Origin of the sequence: Phenylobacterium sp., from assembly GCF_965229015.1 — a bacterium.
Taxonomy (GTDB): Bacteria; Pseudomonadota; Alphaproteobacteria; order Caulobacterales; family Caulobacteraceae; genus Phenylobacterium.
This window is the reverse complement of record NZ_CBDDIM010000001.1, coordinates 1,792,501-1,806,695: the sequence shown is the minus strand read 5'-3', so window position 1 is coordinate 1,806,695 and position 14,195 is coordinate 1,792,501. Positions and strand designations below refer to the sequence as shown.

Below are 14,195 nucleotides of genomic sequence, written 5' to 3'. Positions count from 1 at the left end.
CGCCCTACGGCCCCTCGTCGTTGGGGATGTTGAGGAGCTGGCCGCAGGCCTTGCAGTGGACGGCGTCGAGGTCGTGGCGCAGCAGGCCGCAGGCCGGACAGGCGAACAGCACCTTGCGCGGCCGCAGCAGGGCCTGGGCCAGGCGCACGAAGAGGGTGAAGCCCGACAGCATGATCAGGATGGAGAGCAGCTTGCCTGAGGCCCCGGGCAGGGTGACGTCGCCGAACCCGGTGGTGGTGACGGTGCTGACGGTGAAATACAGCGCATCGACATAGCCGTTGATGTGCGGATGCTGCCGCGCATAGAGGGCGTAGACGAAGCCGGTGACGATGAAGAGGTAGGTCACCAGGGTGGCCAGCGCCTTGGTGGTCTCCTCCCAGCGGGTGTTGTCATAGCGCCGGGCCACCGTCTCCCAGAAGAAGTCGCTGTGGAACAGGGACCAGAGCCGCAGCACCCGCAGGAAGGCGAAATTGGCCAGCCAGAGCGGGAACAGCAGGGTGATCAGCACCACCACGTCCACCCAGAAGCTGGACCGGCGCACCCAGCGCGACAGGTCCGGCGCGGCCAGGGTGCGGGCGGCCAGGTCGATGGCGACGATGACGGCGATCCCATAGTCGATGGCCAGGAAGATCGGCCGGTCGCGGAACATCGGCGTGGCGATGAAGAAGCCGATCAGCACCAGGTCGAGGACGATGACCCATAGCCGGAAGCGGACGGCGCCGGGGCTCTCGCCATAGAAGAGGTGGCGCAGGTTCAGGCGCAGCCGCCGGAAGGCCGAGGTGGGGGCGGGGAGCGGGGCGATCTTCGCCGGAGTGCGCGTCTTCGAGGCCATGACCCATCAAACGCGCGACGCGGCGCGTGTCATGTTTTTTCCCGCCCCGGGTCTGGGAGGGAGCCAGGCGCCACGCCCCGGCGTTCCGGTCTGCATGAGATCACGCTGGCCATCCAATCTGTGGATCGTGCGGCATGGGGAGAGCGCCGGGAACGTGGCCCGCGACCTCGCCCACGCCTCGGGTCTGGGACGTATCGAGATCGCGCAGCGGGACGTGGACGTGCCGCTGAGCGAGTTGGGCGAAGAGCAGGCCAGGGCGCTGGGCCGATGGTTCGCGGCCCTGCCCCCTGGGGAGCGGCCCGAGGTCGTGCTGACCTCCCCCTATGCGCGGGCCGTGCGCACCGCCGAGCTGGTGGGGGAGGAAGGCGGCCTGGCCCATGACGCTCCCACCCGCTGCGTCGACGAGCGGCTGCGGGAGCGGGAGTTCGGCATCCTGGACCGGCTGACCAGCCTGGGGATCAGGGAGCTGCACCCCGAGCAGGCGGAGATGCGCGCCCTGCTGGGCAAGTTCTATCACCGGCCGCCGGGGGGCGAGAGCTGGGCCGACGTCATCCTGCGGCTGCGCAGCGCCCTGGACACCCTCTCCCTGCACCATGCCGAGCGTCGGGTGCTGATCGTCGGCCACCAGGTGGTGGTGCTGTGCCTGCGCTACCTGCTGGAGGGCCTGAGCGAGCAGCAGATCCTGGAGATCGACGCCGAGGGGGACGTGGCCAATTGCGGGGTCACCGAATACCGGTTCGAGCCCGGCGAGGGCCACGACGGGGCGCTGAAGCTGGCGCGCTACAACTTCACCGCCCCGCTGGAACGGGCCGGCGCGCCGGTGACCTCGGCCCCGGACGCCGCCGTGGCGGCGCGATGAGCGCGCCGGTGGAGGTCGATCCTGTCCTGCTTCGGAGCCTGCCCCTGCCCCGGCTGGAGGGGGAGAGCGACAAGGACGCGCGGGGCCGGATCCTGGTGGTGGCCGGCGGGGCCCAGGTGCCGGGCGCCGCGGTGCTGACCGGCATCGCCGCCCTGAGGGCCGGGGCGGGCAAGCTGCAGATGGCGGCCGGGGCCTCCTACGCCTCGCCGCTGGCCTTCGCCGCCCCCGAGGCCCGGGTGATCACGGTGGCCGAGACCGCCGACGGGGACATCGCCGCCTCGGCGGCCGACGCCCTGGCGCCGCTGCTGCGCCGCACCGACGCGGTGGTGGTGGGGCCCGGCATGATGGACGAGCTGTGCGCCGGAGAACTGGCCGCCCGGCTGATGGCGGCGGCCAGCGGTTGCGGCTTCGTGCTGGACGCCGCGGCCATGACCGGGTTGGGACCGGTGTCGGCGGCGGCGCGGGCCCTGGGCGGCCGGCTGATCCTGACCCCGCACGCCGGGGAGATGGCCGCGCTGAGCGGGCGCTCCAAGGCGGAGGTGCAGGCCGACCCCTTGAGCGTGGCCCGCGACCTGGCGGCATCCCTGCAGGCGGTGGTGGTGATGAAGGGGGCCGACAGCTTCGTCGTCTCCCCCGACGGCCGCGCCTGGCGTCACCGCGACGGGGCGGTGGGGCTGGCGACCTCCGGGTCCGGCGACGTGCTGGCCGGGGTGATCGGCGGCCTGCTGGCGCGCGGGGCGGCGCCGGCGACGGCGGCGATCTGGGGCGTCTATCTGCATGGCCGGGCCGGGGCGGCCCTGAGCGCCAGCGTCGGACCCCTGGGCTTCCTGGCCCGTGAGCTGCTGGCGGAGATCCCGCGGGCGATGGCGGAGGCGGCCGGCGCCTAGGGGGCGTCGAGGGCCACGACCTCAGCCGGGGCGGGGTCGCCCTGCGGGGCGGTCTGTTCCACCAGCGCCCGGCGCGGGGCGGCCTCGGGGCCGCAGCCGCCGCGTTCCCCCAGGCCCTTGAGATAGGCGCGGCGGACGGCGCCGGCCAGGGCCGCGTCCTGGGCCTTGCGGGCGTGGGCCTCGGCGCCGGTGACGGTGCGCAGCACGCCGCGATAGGGAATCCAGCTCACCGCCAGGCGTCGCACGGCGCCGGCGGCAGCGCGTCCGATCATCTTGCGCTTGGTGAGCTTGGCGGCGTCGACGTCGAGGTCGGGGCCGAGGGCGGCGTCGAGGCCGGCGATCTCGGCGGCCATGGCCGTGCAGCTGTCGTCGGCCTCCAGGGCGTAGGGATCGTCGGCGGCCTTGCGCAGGCTGTCAGGGATCTCGGCCTGGTTGATGTTGAAGTCGGCCAGCGGCTGGCCCATGGCCGAGACGAAGGCGTTGCGCGCGTGCGGGGTGGCGGCGGTGGCGGCCTGGGCGCGGATGTCCTGGGCGTGAGCACAGGGCGCGAACACGCCGAGGCTGGAGATGATGGCCGCGCCCGCGAGCCAGTGTCTTGGGGCGCTCAGTGGATGTCCCATCTGCGCTTCCTCCGACTACGCACTCTAAGCGCGTAGGCTTTCCGGAGCTTTAAACGCGCGAAGAGGGACTCGGCTTCCCCGACGCGGGCGGGACGCCCGGGTCAGGCGATGCGGCGGCCGTCGAGGGTGGCGAGGCGCAGGCGAGGGGTTTCCTCGTTGGCCGGGCCCATGCCGCGGATGTCGCGCACGGCGAAGGGCAGGGCGGGCAGGCCGCGCAGGCGGGCCACCATGCCGAGCGGCTGGTAGAGGCCGAGGAAGCGGTCGGGTGAGCCGTTGGCGCCGGCCAGGGGCGCGAAGAGCACCTCCATGGGGAGACTGGGCCCCTCGGTGAGCACCTCGACGGTGGCGACGATGGGCTCGGGGCGCCGCCAGGCGGTCTCGAGCGCGGTGTGCAGGTTGAAGCGGTCGCGCTCGCGCACCAGGGACAGGCCGTTCTGCTGGCGCAGGTCGCGCTGGTGCAGTTCGGAGACGAAGCCGCCGGCCAGGCGCACGGGATAGACGCCTGAACGGGTGCGCCCGAGGATGAAGACCTGGGCGATGATCTCTGAGAAATCGGCCGGGCTGATGGCGCTGCGCAGCGGCAGACGGCCGTCGCCGCCACGGCCACGCCAATAGTCTATCAACCGTTCTGTATTTGAATGGAACACCGACATCCCGATGCGATCCCGTTCGCGGCCTTCCGTGGCCGCATGGGGCTTGCAGAAAGATGCGGACCAGTCGCCCGGCGTCCCCAATCGGGACGTCCAGGGCTTGGCTGCGGGACCCGGCGCGATGTGCGGCGCGGTTCTTGCATGCTTAACGGCGGCCTTAGAGGAGGGGCTGTTCCATGACGATGCGTTCGACCCTGCTGGGCCTGCTGCTCGGATTTGGACTGCTGTTCCTGGGGAGCGCCACGCCCGACGTGGCGCTGGCCCAGTGCTGCACGCCGCCGCCGGTCTGCTGCACCCCGCCAACCCCGCCCTGCTGCGTCACACCCCCGTCGCCGCCGTGCTGCACCCCGCCGCCGGCCCCGCCACCGCCGACGCCGCCCTGCTGCGACAGCGGCCAGCGCACCAACATCCACGTCAATGTCTCCAGCGTGAACGTCGCCATCGCCAACGCCGCGTCCAGCGCCGGGGCCGGCGCGGGGGCGGGCGCCGGGGCCGGAGCCGGTTCCGTCACCTATTACGGCGGTGGCGGCGGGGGCGGCGGCTATTCGCCCCCCATGTCCACCGGCATGATCGCCGGCCTCAACATCGACGCCGGCAAGCGGATGAAGCGCACCGCCTACCAGGCGACCCGCACCAAGACCACGCGGGTGGTGATCCAGGCCTTCTGCATCGACGATCGCGAGATTCCGCACCCCGCCAGCCAGGTCACGCCCGACCGTGACATCGACGACGCCTATGAGGGCGAGCTCTATCGCTGCATCGCCGGGACCTTCCTGTCGGCGACCATCGCCGAATACAACGGCCAGGTGGACTTCTCCGGCGGCAAGACCCTGGTCTGCCGCAAGAACGACGCCCTGGTCCACCTGCCCGGCGGCAAGGTGGAGTGCCGTCCGCAGCGCCCGGCCCGGGACTGCAACGAGCGCTCCCTGCTTCGCCGCTTCGGGGCCGGGATCAAGATCCTGACCATGATCATGACCGAGACCTACACCGCCTATCGCGAGGAGGAGGAGCGCAGCTCCGAGACCAGCGTCACCACGGCCATGAGCCTGGACGGCGGCGTCGGCGGGATCGTCTACTAGCGACCGACCGATCTCAGATTGCGGAGGGGCTCGCGGCGACGCGGGCCCCTTCTGCGTTTCAGATCCTCCCCCGGCGCGCCAGCGCGATGTGGGGAGGTAGCTCGGACCGCAGGTCCGTGCCGGAGGGGGATCGACATAGTCGACACCCTCGGCTCCAAACGAGAGTCAAAGTCCCCCTCAGCCGGCCCTTCGGGCCGACAGTCCCCCAGAGGGGGAGCATCTGCGGCGGCCATCCTCCCGGCGGTTACCGCTTCACGGCCTCGATCAGGAAGCGGGTGTAGGTGAACCGGAGCGGTTCGCCGGCCTCCAATTTCCCCTGCAGGGTTTCGAGCGGTTCAAGGCGCCGCTCGACGTCGAAATCCTGGACCACCCAGGGGATGGCCTTGAGGAAATAGATCAGGGCGCCGACGTCGGCGAAGGTGACCGGGCCGCGCCATTCCTCGGCGCGGCGGATCTCGGCGCCGAGGGCGGCGAAGTCTTCGCGCACGCGGGCGAGGGTGTTGTCCGGATAGGGGAGCCGGGCGTCGAAGGCGGCGGTCAGGTCGGCCAGGTTGTCGCCGCCCACCTGCTGGGTCAGGAAGACGCCGCCCGGCTTGAGGATCCGGTACATCTCGGCGGCGCGAAATCCGCCGTGCCGGTTGAGCACGAGGTCGAAGCTCGCGTCCTCGAAGGGCATGCCCGAGCGGGTGTTCCCCTGGAAGACCCGCACGCCCAGGGGCTCCAGCCGCCGCCGCGCCACCGGGAGATTGGGGACGAATCCTTCCACTGCCGTCGCCCGGCCGGAGAAGGGGGCGAGGCTGGCGAAGATCTCGCCGCCGCCGGTGGCGACGTCCAGGATGTCGGAGGCCCGGGTTATGGCGGCCCTGGCCAGGGCCAGATAGTCCCAGGAGGGTTCGGCCTCGGTGAAGCGGCCGGCGAGGTGGGAGAAATCCCAGCCCTCGAAGGGCGCGGCGGCGTCCCGGAGCCACGCTTCCAGGTGGGGGCTGGCGCTCATGGGGTCATGCTCGCAGGCCGAGCCCTAGGCTTTTCGCGTCAGGTCGGCCGCCTCGAACAGGGCGATCTGGTCGGCCCGGGCCTGCTTGAAGGCGGGGCGGTCGGTGATACGGGCGACGTAGGCCTCGGTGGCGGGCCGGTCGCCGAAGGCGCGGACCTTCGGCACCCGCAGCACGTCGGCCATCAGCAGGTCCGCCACGGTGAAGCGGCCGGCGGCGAGCCAATCGCGCGCGCGCAACACCCCTTCGACATGGTCGAGGCGCTGGGTCATCCAGCCGGTGAGCCCATTGGCCGGGTCGCCGGAGATGTTCAGGAACCACCAGGGGACGGTGACCATCTCGACGGAGTTGAGGGCGGCGATGGTCCATTCCAGCGTTTCGGCCGCGCCCACCGGATCGGAGGGCATCAGCCTGTCGCTCTTGCGCGCCAGGTGCAGCAGCCCCGCGCCGCTTTCGAAGATCTCCAGATCTCCGTCGTTCAGGAACGGAACCTGGCCGAAGGGCTGGCGCGCAAAGTGCTCGGCGTCGCGACCCTCGAAGGGCACCGTGCGGACGGCGTAGGGGAGGCCGGCCTCCTCACAGGCCCACCGCAGCCGGAGATCCCTCACCAGGCCACGCGGGCCCTCGGGCACCCAGTCGTAGGTCCAGATGGTCAGGTCGGTCATGGCGGCAAGCCTTTCCTGCAGGGCGCGCGCACCCGGCCCGGGGGCAAAACCTGTCACCGGCGCGCGCCGCTGGCCAGCCCCGACGCGCGCGCCCCGAGCGCCAGGACCGGTCGCCCTACTTGGCGGGCTTGATCTCCAGCATCCACATCCTGTCGTCGGCCAGGGCCTCCTGGGCGGCGCGGCGGACGTCGGCGATGGTGACGCGTTCGGTGCCGGGGATGATGGCGCGGGTGGCCTCCAGGCGACGGGGGTCGGCCTGCGCGCCCGACAGCTCGTTCAACCAGTAGCCGTTGGTCTCGCGGGCCTTCTCGATCTGGTCGATGCGGGGCTTCTTGGCCCGTTCCAGTTCGTCGGGGGTGATGTCCTTTGAGCGCAGGTCGGCGGCGATCTTGCGGACGTCGGCGAAGAAGGCCGGCAGCTTCTCCGGCGGGATCTCCACATTGGCCGAGACATAGCCCCAGCCTGGCCAGACCATGGAGTGGTTGTAGCTGACCTGGGGCGAATAGGTGGCCCCCTGGCTCTCGCGCAGCTCCTCGATCAGGCGCAGCTCCAGCACCTCACCCATGACGGCGGTGTCGCGGGCCTTCTGGGGGTTGGCGAAGAAGTCGTTGGTGGGCCAGGCCAGGAAGCCGATGGCCTGGTCGGCGCGGCCCTTGTGGGTGCGCTGGACCGGCGTCGCCACCCCGGCCGGGAAGGCGACCTGGCGGCGCGCCGGATCGGCGGCCGGCGGCTCGGCGCGCGGGGGCAGGGCGCCGAAGGTGGCGGCCACGGCCTCGATGGCCTTGTCGACGGTGATGTCGCCGACGATCACCACCTCGATGGGGCCGCCGGAGATGGCGGGCGCGATCTCGGCCTGGAATTCCGAGAGCTTGGCGTCGGCGATCTCGCCGCGGCTGGGGAAGACCCAGCGCTGGTCGCCAGGGTGCAGCAGGCCGGCCAGGTCGCGGCTGAGCACGCCGGAATCGGTGGACTCGTACTGGTCGTGGATGGTCTTGCCGGCGGTCTTCAGGCGCTGGAAGGCCTCGGGCCGCCAGCCGGGTTCGGCCACATAGGCGGTGAGCACCTGCAGTTGGGTGTCGAGATCCTCGGGGCGGGTGCCGCCGGAGAAGACGAAGGCCTCGTCGGCGATGCCGAACTGGGCCCCATAGACCCGCTTGGCCAGGACCCGCTCCATGTCCTCGGCGCTGATCTGCTTGAGGCCGCCCTCGACATAGGCGCCGGCGGCCCAGGCCACGCTCTGGCGGTCCTTGGGCAGGTCCACCCGGCCCTTGCCGACATTGACCCGGACCAGGACCTCGTCGTCCTGGAAGTGGGTCGGCTTGACCGTGAGGCGCACGCCGTTGGCGAAGCGCACGAAGACCGCGTCGAGGTCGGCGACCTCCTTGGTCTCCACCACCTTGCCGGGGGTTCCGAAGCTGCCATAGGGCCAGGCGACGGTGGCGACGGCGGTGGGGGCCGTGACGGCGACCTTGCGCGAGGCGTCCAACGCCTGGAGCAGGGCCGGCTCGCCGCCGGCGATGGGCTGGGGCGAGGTCATGAAGACCAGGGGGCCGTCGCCGTCGAAAGCGGCCTTCAGGGCGGCCGAGACCTGGGCGGCCTTCAGCCCCTTCACGGTGGCCTCGAAGAAGGCCAGGTCCTGGACCGGGTTGGTGACCACCTCGTCGTCGGAGAGCGAGCCGACGATCTCGCCGGCCAGTTCGGCGGGGGTTCGGGTGGCGGCGCCGGAGGCGTCGGCCTTGAGGCTGGCGCGGATCTCCTCGATCTCGCGGTCCAGCTCGTCCTGGCGCACGCCGTACTGGATGATGCGGCGCTGCTCCTGGTCGGCGGCGCTCAGCGCGTCCTTCCAGCGGCTGGCCTCGGCGTTGACGGTGATCATGGTCAGTTCGGCGGCGTCGTACTCGTCGCTCTTGAAGGCGCCGGCCCCCAGGAAGGGCGGCGCGCCGGAGCGGCTGAGGCTGGAGAAGCGGCGGTTCAGCACCGAGAAGCCCAGACGCTCGATGAAGTCGCGGCGGCGCTTGGCCTGGGTGTCGGGGGCGGTGTCGGGCGGGCCGATCCAGGCCAGCTGCAGGGACAGGGGCGCGCCGCTCTCCACCACCAGCTTCGCCTCGGGGCCGCGGGGGGCGACGGGGCCGAGGTCGGGGTCGGCGCCGGCCGGGCCGGTGGGGGTCCAGTCGCCGAAGCGGGCCTTGATCTTGGCCTCCATGGCGTCGAGGTCGAAGTCGCCGACGGCCACCAGGGTGGCGCGCTCGGGGCGGTAGTACTGGTGGTAATAGTCGGCGATCAGGCCGGCCGGGGCGGTCTGCAGCACCTCGACCTTGCCGATGGGATAGCGGGTCGGCGGGCGCTGGCCCTTGAGCATGAAGTCCAGGCGGGCCTTGTAGACGCGGTAGGGCGGATTATCCCGGGCGCGTTCCTCCGACAGCACCACGCCGCGTTCGCGGTCGACGGCGGCCTGTTCGATGGTGAGGTTCCCGGCCGTCTCGCGCAGCAGCATCAGGGAGGTGTCGACGGTCTCGGCGTCGGTGCGCGGCAGGTCGAGCTTGTAGACGGTCTCGTCGAAATCGGTCGAGGCGTTGGTGTCGGCCCCGAAGGCCAGGCCCAGGCGCTCCAGGATCTTGACCATGTCGCCCTCGGGCACGTTCTTCGAGCCGTTGAAGGCCATGTGCTCGAGGAAGTGGGCGAGGCCGGCCTGGGCGTCGGTCTCCATCAGGGAGCCGGCGTCGAAGCGCAGGCGCAGGGCGGCCTGGCCCGCCGGGGTCGACTGCTTGCGGATGGCGTAGCGCATGCCGTTGGGCAGGGCGCCGAAACGGATCTCCGGATCGGCGGAGACGTCGGAGCGGACCTGGGGCCACTGGCCGGGCGGCGGCTTGGCCGGGGCGACGGCCGGGGCCTTGTCCTGTCCGAACCCGAACCCCCCAAGCTTGGGCATCGACATGTGGGGGACGGCGCAGGCGCTGAGGGCCAGGGCCGAGAGCAGCGCGCCTACGGCGCGCAAGGGACGGATCATCAAGGCTTTCCGGGTCGATCGCTTAAAAAGGTCGGGCACCATGCGCCGGGGCTCGTGGCGGGCGCAAGGCGGGAAGGGGGCGGGGGCGCCCTACTCCCCGGGGCGGCTGACATAGTAGGTGGCGGTGTTGCCCACGGCGTTGGCCACGCCCGAGACCGAGCGGCCGGTGGTCATGGTGGCCGTCGCCGTGGCCCCGACATCGACGGTGTTGCTCTGGCTGTTGGCCACCGTCAGGCGGCCCGAGCAGTCGGCGCAGGAATAGCCGACCGCCGAGTTGCCGGTGGCCGTGGCCGAGGCCAGGCCGTCATAGCCCTCGCCGCCGGTCCAGGCCGCGACGGCCTCGATGCCGCCGCCCTCGTTGAACTGGGTGTTGTCGATCACCACCTCGCCGCCGATGTCGCCCATCACCGCGCTGTTGCCGACGCCGCTGGAGACCGCCGCGCCGGCGCCGAAATTGGCCGCCGAGCTCTCGGCCTGGGCCCGCACATAGGCCTGGTTGCCCTGGTTGACGGTGGCGTCCAGCAGGTAGCCTTCGTTGACGGCGTTGAGGTTGTTGCCGGCGGCGATGGCGGTGGTCTTGGCGTCCTGCACCTGGCCGAAGGCGGTGAAATGGGAGGCGTGGGTAGTGTCGGCGGTGTTCTGCTGGTCGGCGATCATCCGCACGCCCGAGCCGCCGTCGCCGGAGAGGGAGACATTGTTGCCCATGGCGCCGGCGGTCATCTCCGCCGTGCCGGTGACGAGGCCATAGACCCCGCCGCCGTCGGAATAGGCGGTTCCCGCATTGGCCTGGTTCACCCGCACCCCGGCGGCCGCGACGCTGACCCCGAGGTTCTGGTTGTTGGCGACCGCCTGGGTGGAGGTGGCCACGTCGCCGGCCTGGGCGTCGGGCGCCTCGATATGGCTGTGGGCGTAGAGGGTGGAGGCGGTCGTGGCCTGGTTGAACACCCCGGTCAGGGTCCCGCCATAGATGCTGGCGTCGCCGAGGTTGCCGCCGGCGGTGGTGGTCAGGTTGGTGGCCGCGCCGGAATTGGCGCCGACATTGAGCACGGTGTCGGCCACCACGTCGCCGCTGGAGGTCTGGTTGGAGCGGACGTCGAGATCGCTGCCGTCGGTGGAGGCGGCGTAGACGTTGGCGGTCGCCGTCGTATTGGCGGTGGTGGAGTCGGTGACGGTCTCGACGTTCAGGGTCTGCTGGCTGAAGACGTCGCCGAGCTGGACCTGATTGTTCAGGACCGTGCTGGCGGTCTGGCTAGTAGCGGCCCCGCACGGCAGAATCCCGGCGAGAATTCCAGCGAGAAGGATCGGCCCGCGTTTCAGCATTGTTGGTGCCCAGGTTGTTGTAAGCCGGCACATAGCCGCCGGTGATCCCGACCGTGCCGTCGCCCAGCGGATCGGAGGCCAGGCAGGCGCGCGGTCCGGGCATGCCGTAGAGGTTGGCGGTCATCTCGACGACGGCGCGCTCGACGAGGGCGCGGACGGCGAGCTGCATGGGCTCCAGGGCCCCGGCGCCGGCCGAGACGTCGAAGACGTTGCCGCCCAGGAAGTCGAAGAGGCCGATGCCCACTTCGCGGCCCACCACCTGCTTCTGGTAGGAGATGACATCCACCACCTCCAGCGTGCGGGTGTTGATGAGCCGCATGTCGAGGCCGATGTTCATGACGAACATGCGGCCGCGGAAGGAGCCCTTGAGTTCCTTGGCGTCGGGGCTGCCGCCGGTGAGGTCGGCGCCGGAGGAGCGGATGTTGAAGTTCAGCTCGGTGACGCCGCCGGCCACGTAGAAGTCGGAGCCCGGCACCTGGCCGGCCAGGATGCGCCGATAGTCGGCCGCCTGGGAGGGGGCGGGGTTGGGGGCGTCGGAGATCAGCTTGTTGTTGGCGTACTTCAGCTCCAGCTCGGAGACCGAGGTGTCGAAACGTTCCACCAGGGGCATGCCGGCCTTGGCGAAGGCCGACATGGCCATCAGCGAGGCGCCCTGGGTGATCTTGCGGCCCGAGCCGTCGGATTCCGACTTGCCGGTGTAGTCGGCGATGCGGCCCACGGCGATGCGCGGGGCCACCAGCTTGGCGTTGCGGGCGTAGCCGGCCATGCAGACCAGGGCGGCGGAATAGGGCGTCGGATTGGCGGTGACCGGGGCGGTGCCGATGGCGCGGGAATAGTTGCCGCTGGGCCCGGCCACCGGGGTGGCGCAGCCGGCCAGACCGAGGGCCGCGGCGCTGAGGACGCCGGCGACGCGGTGGAGAGGGTTACTGACCACTGCCCACCCCTCCGTTGGCGCTGGCGTTGGCGGTGACCGCGCCCGTGTTGGTCTGGCTCGAATTGATGATGACGGTGTTGTAGTTGCCCTGGGTGACCACGGTCAGGTTGTTGCCGATCGCCGTGGCGCCGCCCGAGAGCGCGCCGACCCCGGCATAGGCGTCCACCACGCCGGAGGTGCTGGAGAAGCTGGACTGGTCCTCGCCGGTGAGCATGAGGCCGTCGACGATGATGCGGTTGCCGTTGGCGTCGCGGGTGGAGACCTCCACCGGATGGTTCTCCGAGCCGGCCACGCGGCCGTAGCCGGCGTTGAAATCGGCGGAGTTGGTGGCCATCGCCTGGGCTTGGGCCTGGCCCGCGGCCAGGGCGCAGGCGAGCGCGCAGGCGAGCCCGAGGAGACGCGGCGCGGCGGGGGGAGCTGCGGCCATGGAAATACGAAAACCTCGCGCGGACCAAACGTCTGCCCAGGCAGGAGCAACGAGCGTGCCAAAACTGGACAGCGCGCACTAAAGAGCAAAGACACTGGCGATTTGGTTAATGCGACTCAGCGAACCACCCGGTTTCGCTATTCTTTTGCGTGTGGAGAGCCCGTTGGACCAACCGCGTGAACCCGCCTTCAACGCCCCCTGGCCGGCGCTGGCCATGGCCGCGGTGATCATCGTCGGGTTCGGCCTGCAGACATTCCTGCCGCCTGAGCAAATCTTGCCGACCTACGGATTCTCGCCCCAGGCGATGGCGCAGGGGCGGTGGATCACCCTGTTCAGCGCCCTCTTCCTGCACGGGAGCTGGGCGCACGCCCTGCTGAACGGGGTGGCGGCCCTGGCCTTCGGAGCGCCTGTGGCGCGCTACTATGGCGTGCGCCCGGCCGGGGCCCTGGCCTTCCTGCTCTTCTATCTGGCCTGCGGCGCCCTGGCGAACCTCGGCTATGGCTGGGTCCATGCCGGGGACCCACACCTTCTGGTTGGCGCCTCGGGCGCGGTGGCGGGGCTGATGGCGGCCGCGGCCCGCATGCTGGCGGGGAAGGGGGTTCCCGGCCCCTTCCTCAGTCCGCAGGTGGTGGGGATGACGGCGGCCTGGGTGGTGGTGAACCTGCTGATCGCGGTGGTGGGATTCGCGCCCGGGGCCGGCGACATGCCGGTGGCGTGGGAGGCGCACCTGTTCGGCTACGCCGTGGGCCTGGTGCTGGTGACCCCCTTCGGCTGGCTATCACGTCGGGGTGTAGTCGATTGATCCGTCAGCGATATTGAGCGACCTTGGTTCTTCCGGGGATTACGGAAGGACGCAGCCATGCTTGTTTCGCAGATCCTGAAGGCCAAGGGCGACCTGGTCTTCACAGCCACGCCCAACGAGACGGTGAGCGCCATCTGCGCCCTGCTGCACTCGCGCAGGGTCGGCGCCATGATCATCATGGACGGCGACCGGGTGGCCGGCATCGTCTCCGAGCGCGACGTGGTCCGCGTGATGGCCGAACAGGGGGCCTCGGCCCTCAACCAGCCGGTGTCGGGCTGCATGACCCGCGACGTGGTGTTCGCCGAGCCCAACGAGACGGTGAACTCCTTGCTCAGCCGCATGACCGACCGCCGGTTGCGGCACCTGCCGGTCTGCGAGGGGGAGCGGCTGATCGGCATCGTCTCCATCGGCGACCTGGTGAAGCACAAGATCTCCGAGGTCGAGGCCGAGGCGGACGGGCTCAAGGCCTATATCGCGGCGGGGTAGGGGGCTCTCTCTATAGGGAGCGCGACATAGGGCGTGCGACGATGGCGCTTCCCTCTCAGCCCGGCGTGAACACCTCGGCGCCCTCGCAGGCGGCCGCGTCGGCCAGGCTGTAGCCCTCCAGGACGTCGGAGGTGGCGTCGCGGGCCCTCAGGAGCGCCTCGCGCAGGGAGCAGGTGGCCAGGTCCGGGCAGTCGTCGCACTTGCGGAAGGACAGCCGGCTGACGCAGGGGGCGAGCGCCAGAGGCCCATCTATGATGCGGATGATCTCGGCGAAGCTGATTTCGGTCGGGGGGCGGGCCAGGAGATATCCGCCGAACTTGCCGCGCTTGCTGACCACCACCTTGTTGCGGGCCAGCTCCAGCAGAATCGCCTCCAGGAACTTGCGCGGCGCGTCGGCCCGGGCGGCCAATTCTCCCGATGTGACCTGGCCGCCGCCGGCGCGGGCCAGTTCGACCAGAGCTCGCAGTCCGTAGCGGGCCTTTTGCGAAAGCATCTGCGAAAACCTCTTCCAACCCCGTGCGCAAAGGGTTTGCGCCCCGCCTTCATAAGGAGACGCACACTCTGTCCACAAGCCGGGACGCCGATTTGTCACCAAACTGTCGGAAGGGGGTTGCGCGGTTTCGAACCCGCTCATA

At 70.8% G+C, this 14,195-nt stretch carries 15 protein-coding genes; 5 read left to right on the top strand and 10 right to left on the bottom strand.

Translation table 11 applies throughout. From position 1 onward, the window contains the following. Nucleotides 1–4 precede the first annotated feature (4 nt). Nucleotides 5–832, bottom strand: a complete 828-nt coding sequence (locus tag ACO06I_RS09030) for a potassium channel family protein (protein ID WP_421932241.1) — start codon at nt 830–832, stop codon at nt 5–7. Here ACO06I_RS09030 and ACO06I_RS09025 point away from each other — a divergent pair. After that, nucleotides 831–1,691 carry a histidine phosphatase family protein gene (locus ACO06I_RS09025; protein ID WP_421932240.1) on the top strand — a complete coding sequence of 287 codons (861 nt, stop codon included), beginning with the start codon at nt 831–833 and terminating at the stop codon, nt 1,689–1,691. The genes ACO06I_RS09030 and ACO06I_RS09025 overlap by 2 nt on opposite strands. Next, nucleotides 1,688–2,578: an NAD(P)H-hydrate dehydratase gene (locus ACO06I_RS09020; RefSeq protein WP_421932239.1), complete on the top strand. Its 891-nt coding sequence runs from the start codon at nt 1,688–1,690 to the stop codon at nt 2,576–2,578. Before ACO06I_RS09025 ends, ACO06I_RS09020 begins: the two co-directional genes overlap by 4 nt. On the opposite strand, the gene ACO06I_RS09015 is transcribed toward ACO06I_RS09020, so the two are convergent. Next, nucleotides 2,575–3,198 carry a hypothetical protein gene (locus ACO06I_RS09015; protein WP_421932238.1) on the bottom strand — a complete coding sequence of 208 codons (624 nt, stop codon included), beginning with the start codon at nt 3,196–3,198 and terminating at the stop codon, nt 2,575–2,577. The genes ACO06I_RS09020 and ACO06I_RS09015 overlap by 4 nt on opposite strands. A 101-nt stretch (nt 3,199–3,299) precedes the next feature. Continuing rightward, entirely contained in the window at nt 3,300–3,851 is a 552-nt protein-coding gene (locus ACO06I_RS09010) for a PAS domain-containing protein (protein ID WP_421932237.1), read from the bottom strand. Nucleotides 3,852–4,024: 173 nt separating this feature from the next. Here ACO06I_RS09010 and ACO06I_RS09005 point away from each other — a divergent pair, with 173 nt between their 5' ends. After that, on the top strand, nt 4,025–4,927 hold the full coding sequence (locus tag ACO06I_RS09005) for a hypothetical protein (RefSeq protein ID WP_421932236.1): 903 nt from the start codon (nt 4,025–4,027) through the stop codon (nt 4,925–4,927). 244 nt (nt 4,928–5,171) lie between these two features. Here the strand turns inward: ACO06I_RS09005 and ACO06I_RS09000 are convergent, their stop codons facing one another. From ACO06I_RS09000 to hfaA, 6 genes are all read right to left on the bottom strand, one after another. Then, nucleotides 5,172–5,921, bottom strand: coding sequence for a class I SAM-dependent methyltransferase (locus tag ACO06I_RS09000; RefSeq protein WP_421932235.1), 750 nt, complete (start codon nt 5,919–5,921; stop codon nt 5,172–5,174). 24 nt (nt 5,922–5,945) lie between these two features. Continuing rightward, the gene (locus ACO06I_RS08995; protein ID WP_421932234.1) at nt 5,946–6,584 is read right to left on the bottom strand and encodes a glutathione S-transferase family protein; all 639 of its coding nucleotides are present in this window, start codon (nt 6,582–6,584) and stop codon (nt 5,946–5,948) included. 115 nt (nt 6,585–6,699) lie between these two features. Then, nucleotides 6,700–9,591, bottom strand: a complete 2,892-nt coding sequence (locus tag ACO06I_RS08990; protein WP_421932233.1) for a M16 family metallopeptidase — start codon at nt 9,589–9,591, stop codon at nt 6,700–6,702. 90 nt (nt 9,592–9,681) lie between these two features. Continuing rightward, nucleotides 9,682–10,911 (bottom strand): holdfast anchor protein HfaD, encoded by a 1,230-nt coding sequence (gene hfaD, locus ACO06I_RS08985; protein ID WP_421932232.1) that lies wholly within the window; start codon nt 10,909–10,911, stop codon nt 9,682–9,684. Then, nucleotides 10,841–11,845, bottom strand: a complete 1,005-nt coding sequence (gene hfaB / locus ACO06I_RS08980) for a holdfast anchoring protein HfaB (protein ID WP_421932231.1) — start codon at nt 11,843–11,845, stop codon at nt 10,841–10,843. Before hfaB ends, hfaD begins: the two co-directional genes overlap by 71 nt. Then, nucleotides 11,835–12,272 carry a holdfast anchoring protein HfaA gene (hfaA, locus tag ACO06I_RS08975; protein ID WP_421932230.1) on the bottom strand — a complete coding sequence of 146 codons (438 nt, stop codon included), beginning with the start codon at nt 12,270–12,272 and terminating at the stop codon, nt 11,835–11,837. The genes hfaB and hfaA overlap by 11 nt, the downstream gene beginning before the upstream one ends. Before the next feature lie 163 nt (nt 12,273–12,435). Here hfaA and ACO06I_RS08970 point away from each other — a divergent pair, with 163 nt between their 5' ends. Next, nucleotides 12,436–13,074: a rhomboid family intramembrane serine protease gene (locus tag ACO06I_RS08970; RefSeq protein WP_421932229.1), complete on the top strand. Its 639-nt coding sequence runs from the start codon at nt 12,436–12,438 to the stop codon at nt 13,072–13,074. Nucleotides 13,075–13,131: 57 nt separating this feature from the next. Then, nucleotides 13,132–13,560 carry a CBS domain-containing protein gene (locus ACO06I_RS08965; protein ID WP_421932228.1) on the top strand — a complete coding sequence of 143 codons (429 nt, stop codon included), beginning with the start codon at nt 13,132–13,134 and terminating at the stop codon, nt 13,558–13,560. A 55-nt stretch (nt 13,561–13,615) separates the two neighbouring features. On the opposite strand, the gene ACO06I_RS08960 is transcribed toward ACO06I_RS08965, so the two are convergent. Further along, entirely contained in the window at nt 13,616–14,053 is a 438-nt protein-coding gene (locus tag ACO06I_RS08960) for an RrF2 family transcriptional regulator (RefSeq protein WP_421932227.1), read from the bottom strand. Nucleotides 14,054–14,195: the final 142 nt, after the last annotated feature.

What these genes read in the sequence shown, in the direction of transcription:
- ACO06I_RS09025 (WP_421932240.1), top strand. Translation starts at nt 831, where the DNA reads ATGACCCATCAAACGCGCGACGCGGCGCGTGTCATGTTTTTTCCCGCC.
- ACO06I_RS09030 (WP_421932241.1), bottom strand. Translation starts at nt 832, where the DNA reads ATGGCCTCGAAGACGCGCACTCCGGCGAAGATCGCCCCGCTCCCCGCC.
- ACO06I_RS09020 (WP_421932239.1), top strand. Translation starts at nt 1,688, where the DNA reads ATGAGCGCGCCGGTGGAGGTCGATCCTGTCCTGCTTCGGAGCCTGCCC.
- ACO06I_RS09015 (WP_421932238.1), bottom strand. Translation starts at nt 3,198, where the DNA reads ATGGGACATCCACTGAGCGCCCCAAGACACTGGCTCGCGGGCGCGGCC.
- ACO06I_RS09010 (WP_421932237.1), bottom strand. Translation starts at nt 3,851, where the DNA reads ATGTCGGTGTTCCATTCAAATACAGAACGGTTGATAGACTATTGGCGT.
- ACO06I_RS09005 (WP_421932236.1), top strand. Translation starts at nt 4,025, where the DNA reads ATGACGATGCGTTCGACCCTGCTGGGCCTGCTGCTCGGATTTGGACTG.
- ACO06I_RS09000 (WP_421932235.1), bottom strand. Translation starts at nt 5,921, where the DNA reads ATGAGCGCCAGCCCCCACCTGGAAGCGTGGCTCCGGGACGCCGCCGCG.
- ACO06I_RS08995 (WP_421932234.1), bottom strand. Translation starts at nt 6,584, where the DNA reads ATGACCGACCTGACCATCTGGACCTACGACTGGGTGCCCGAGGGCCCG.
- ACO06I_RS08990 (WP_421932233.1), bottom strand. Translation starts at nt 9,591, where the DNA reads ATGATCCGTCCCTTGCGCGCCGTAGGCGCGCTGCTCTCGGCCCTGGCC.
- hfaD (WP_421932232.1), bottom strand. Translation starts at nt 10,911, where the DNA reads ATGCTGAAACGCGGGCCGATCCTTCTCGCTGGAATTCTCGCCGGGATT.
- hfaA (WP_421932230.1), bottom strand. Translation starts at nt 12,272, where the DNA reads ATGGCCGCAGCTCCCCCCGCCGCGCCGCGTCTCCTCGGGCTCGCCTGC.
- ACO06I_RS08965 (WP_421932228.1), top strand. Translation starts at nt 13,132, where the DNA reads ATGCTTGTTTCGCAGATCCTGAAGGCCAAGGGCGACCTGGTCTTCACA.
- ACO06I_RS08960 (WP_421932227.1), bottom strand. Translation starts at nt 14,053, where the DNA reads ATGCTTTCGCAAAAGGCCCGCTACGGACTGCGAGCTCTGGTCGAACTG.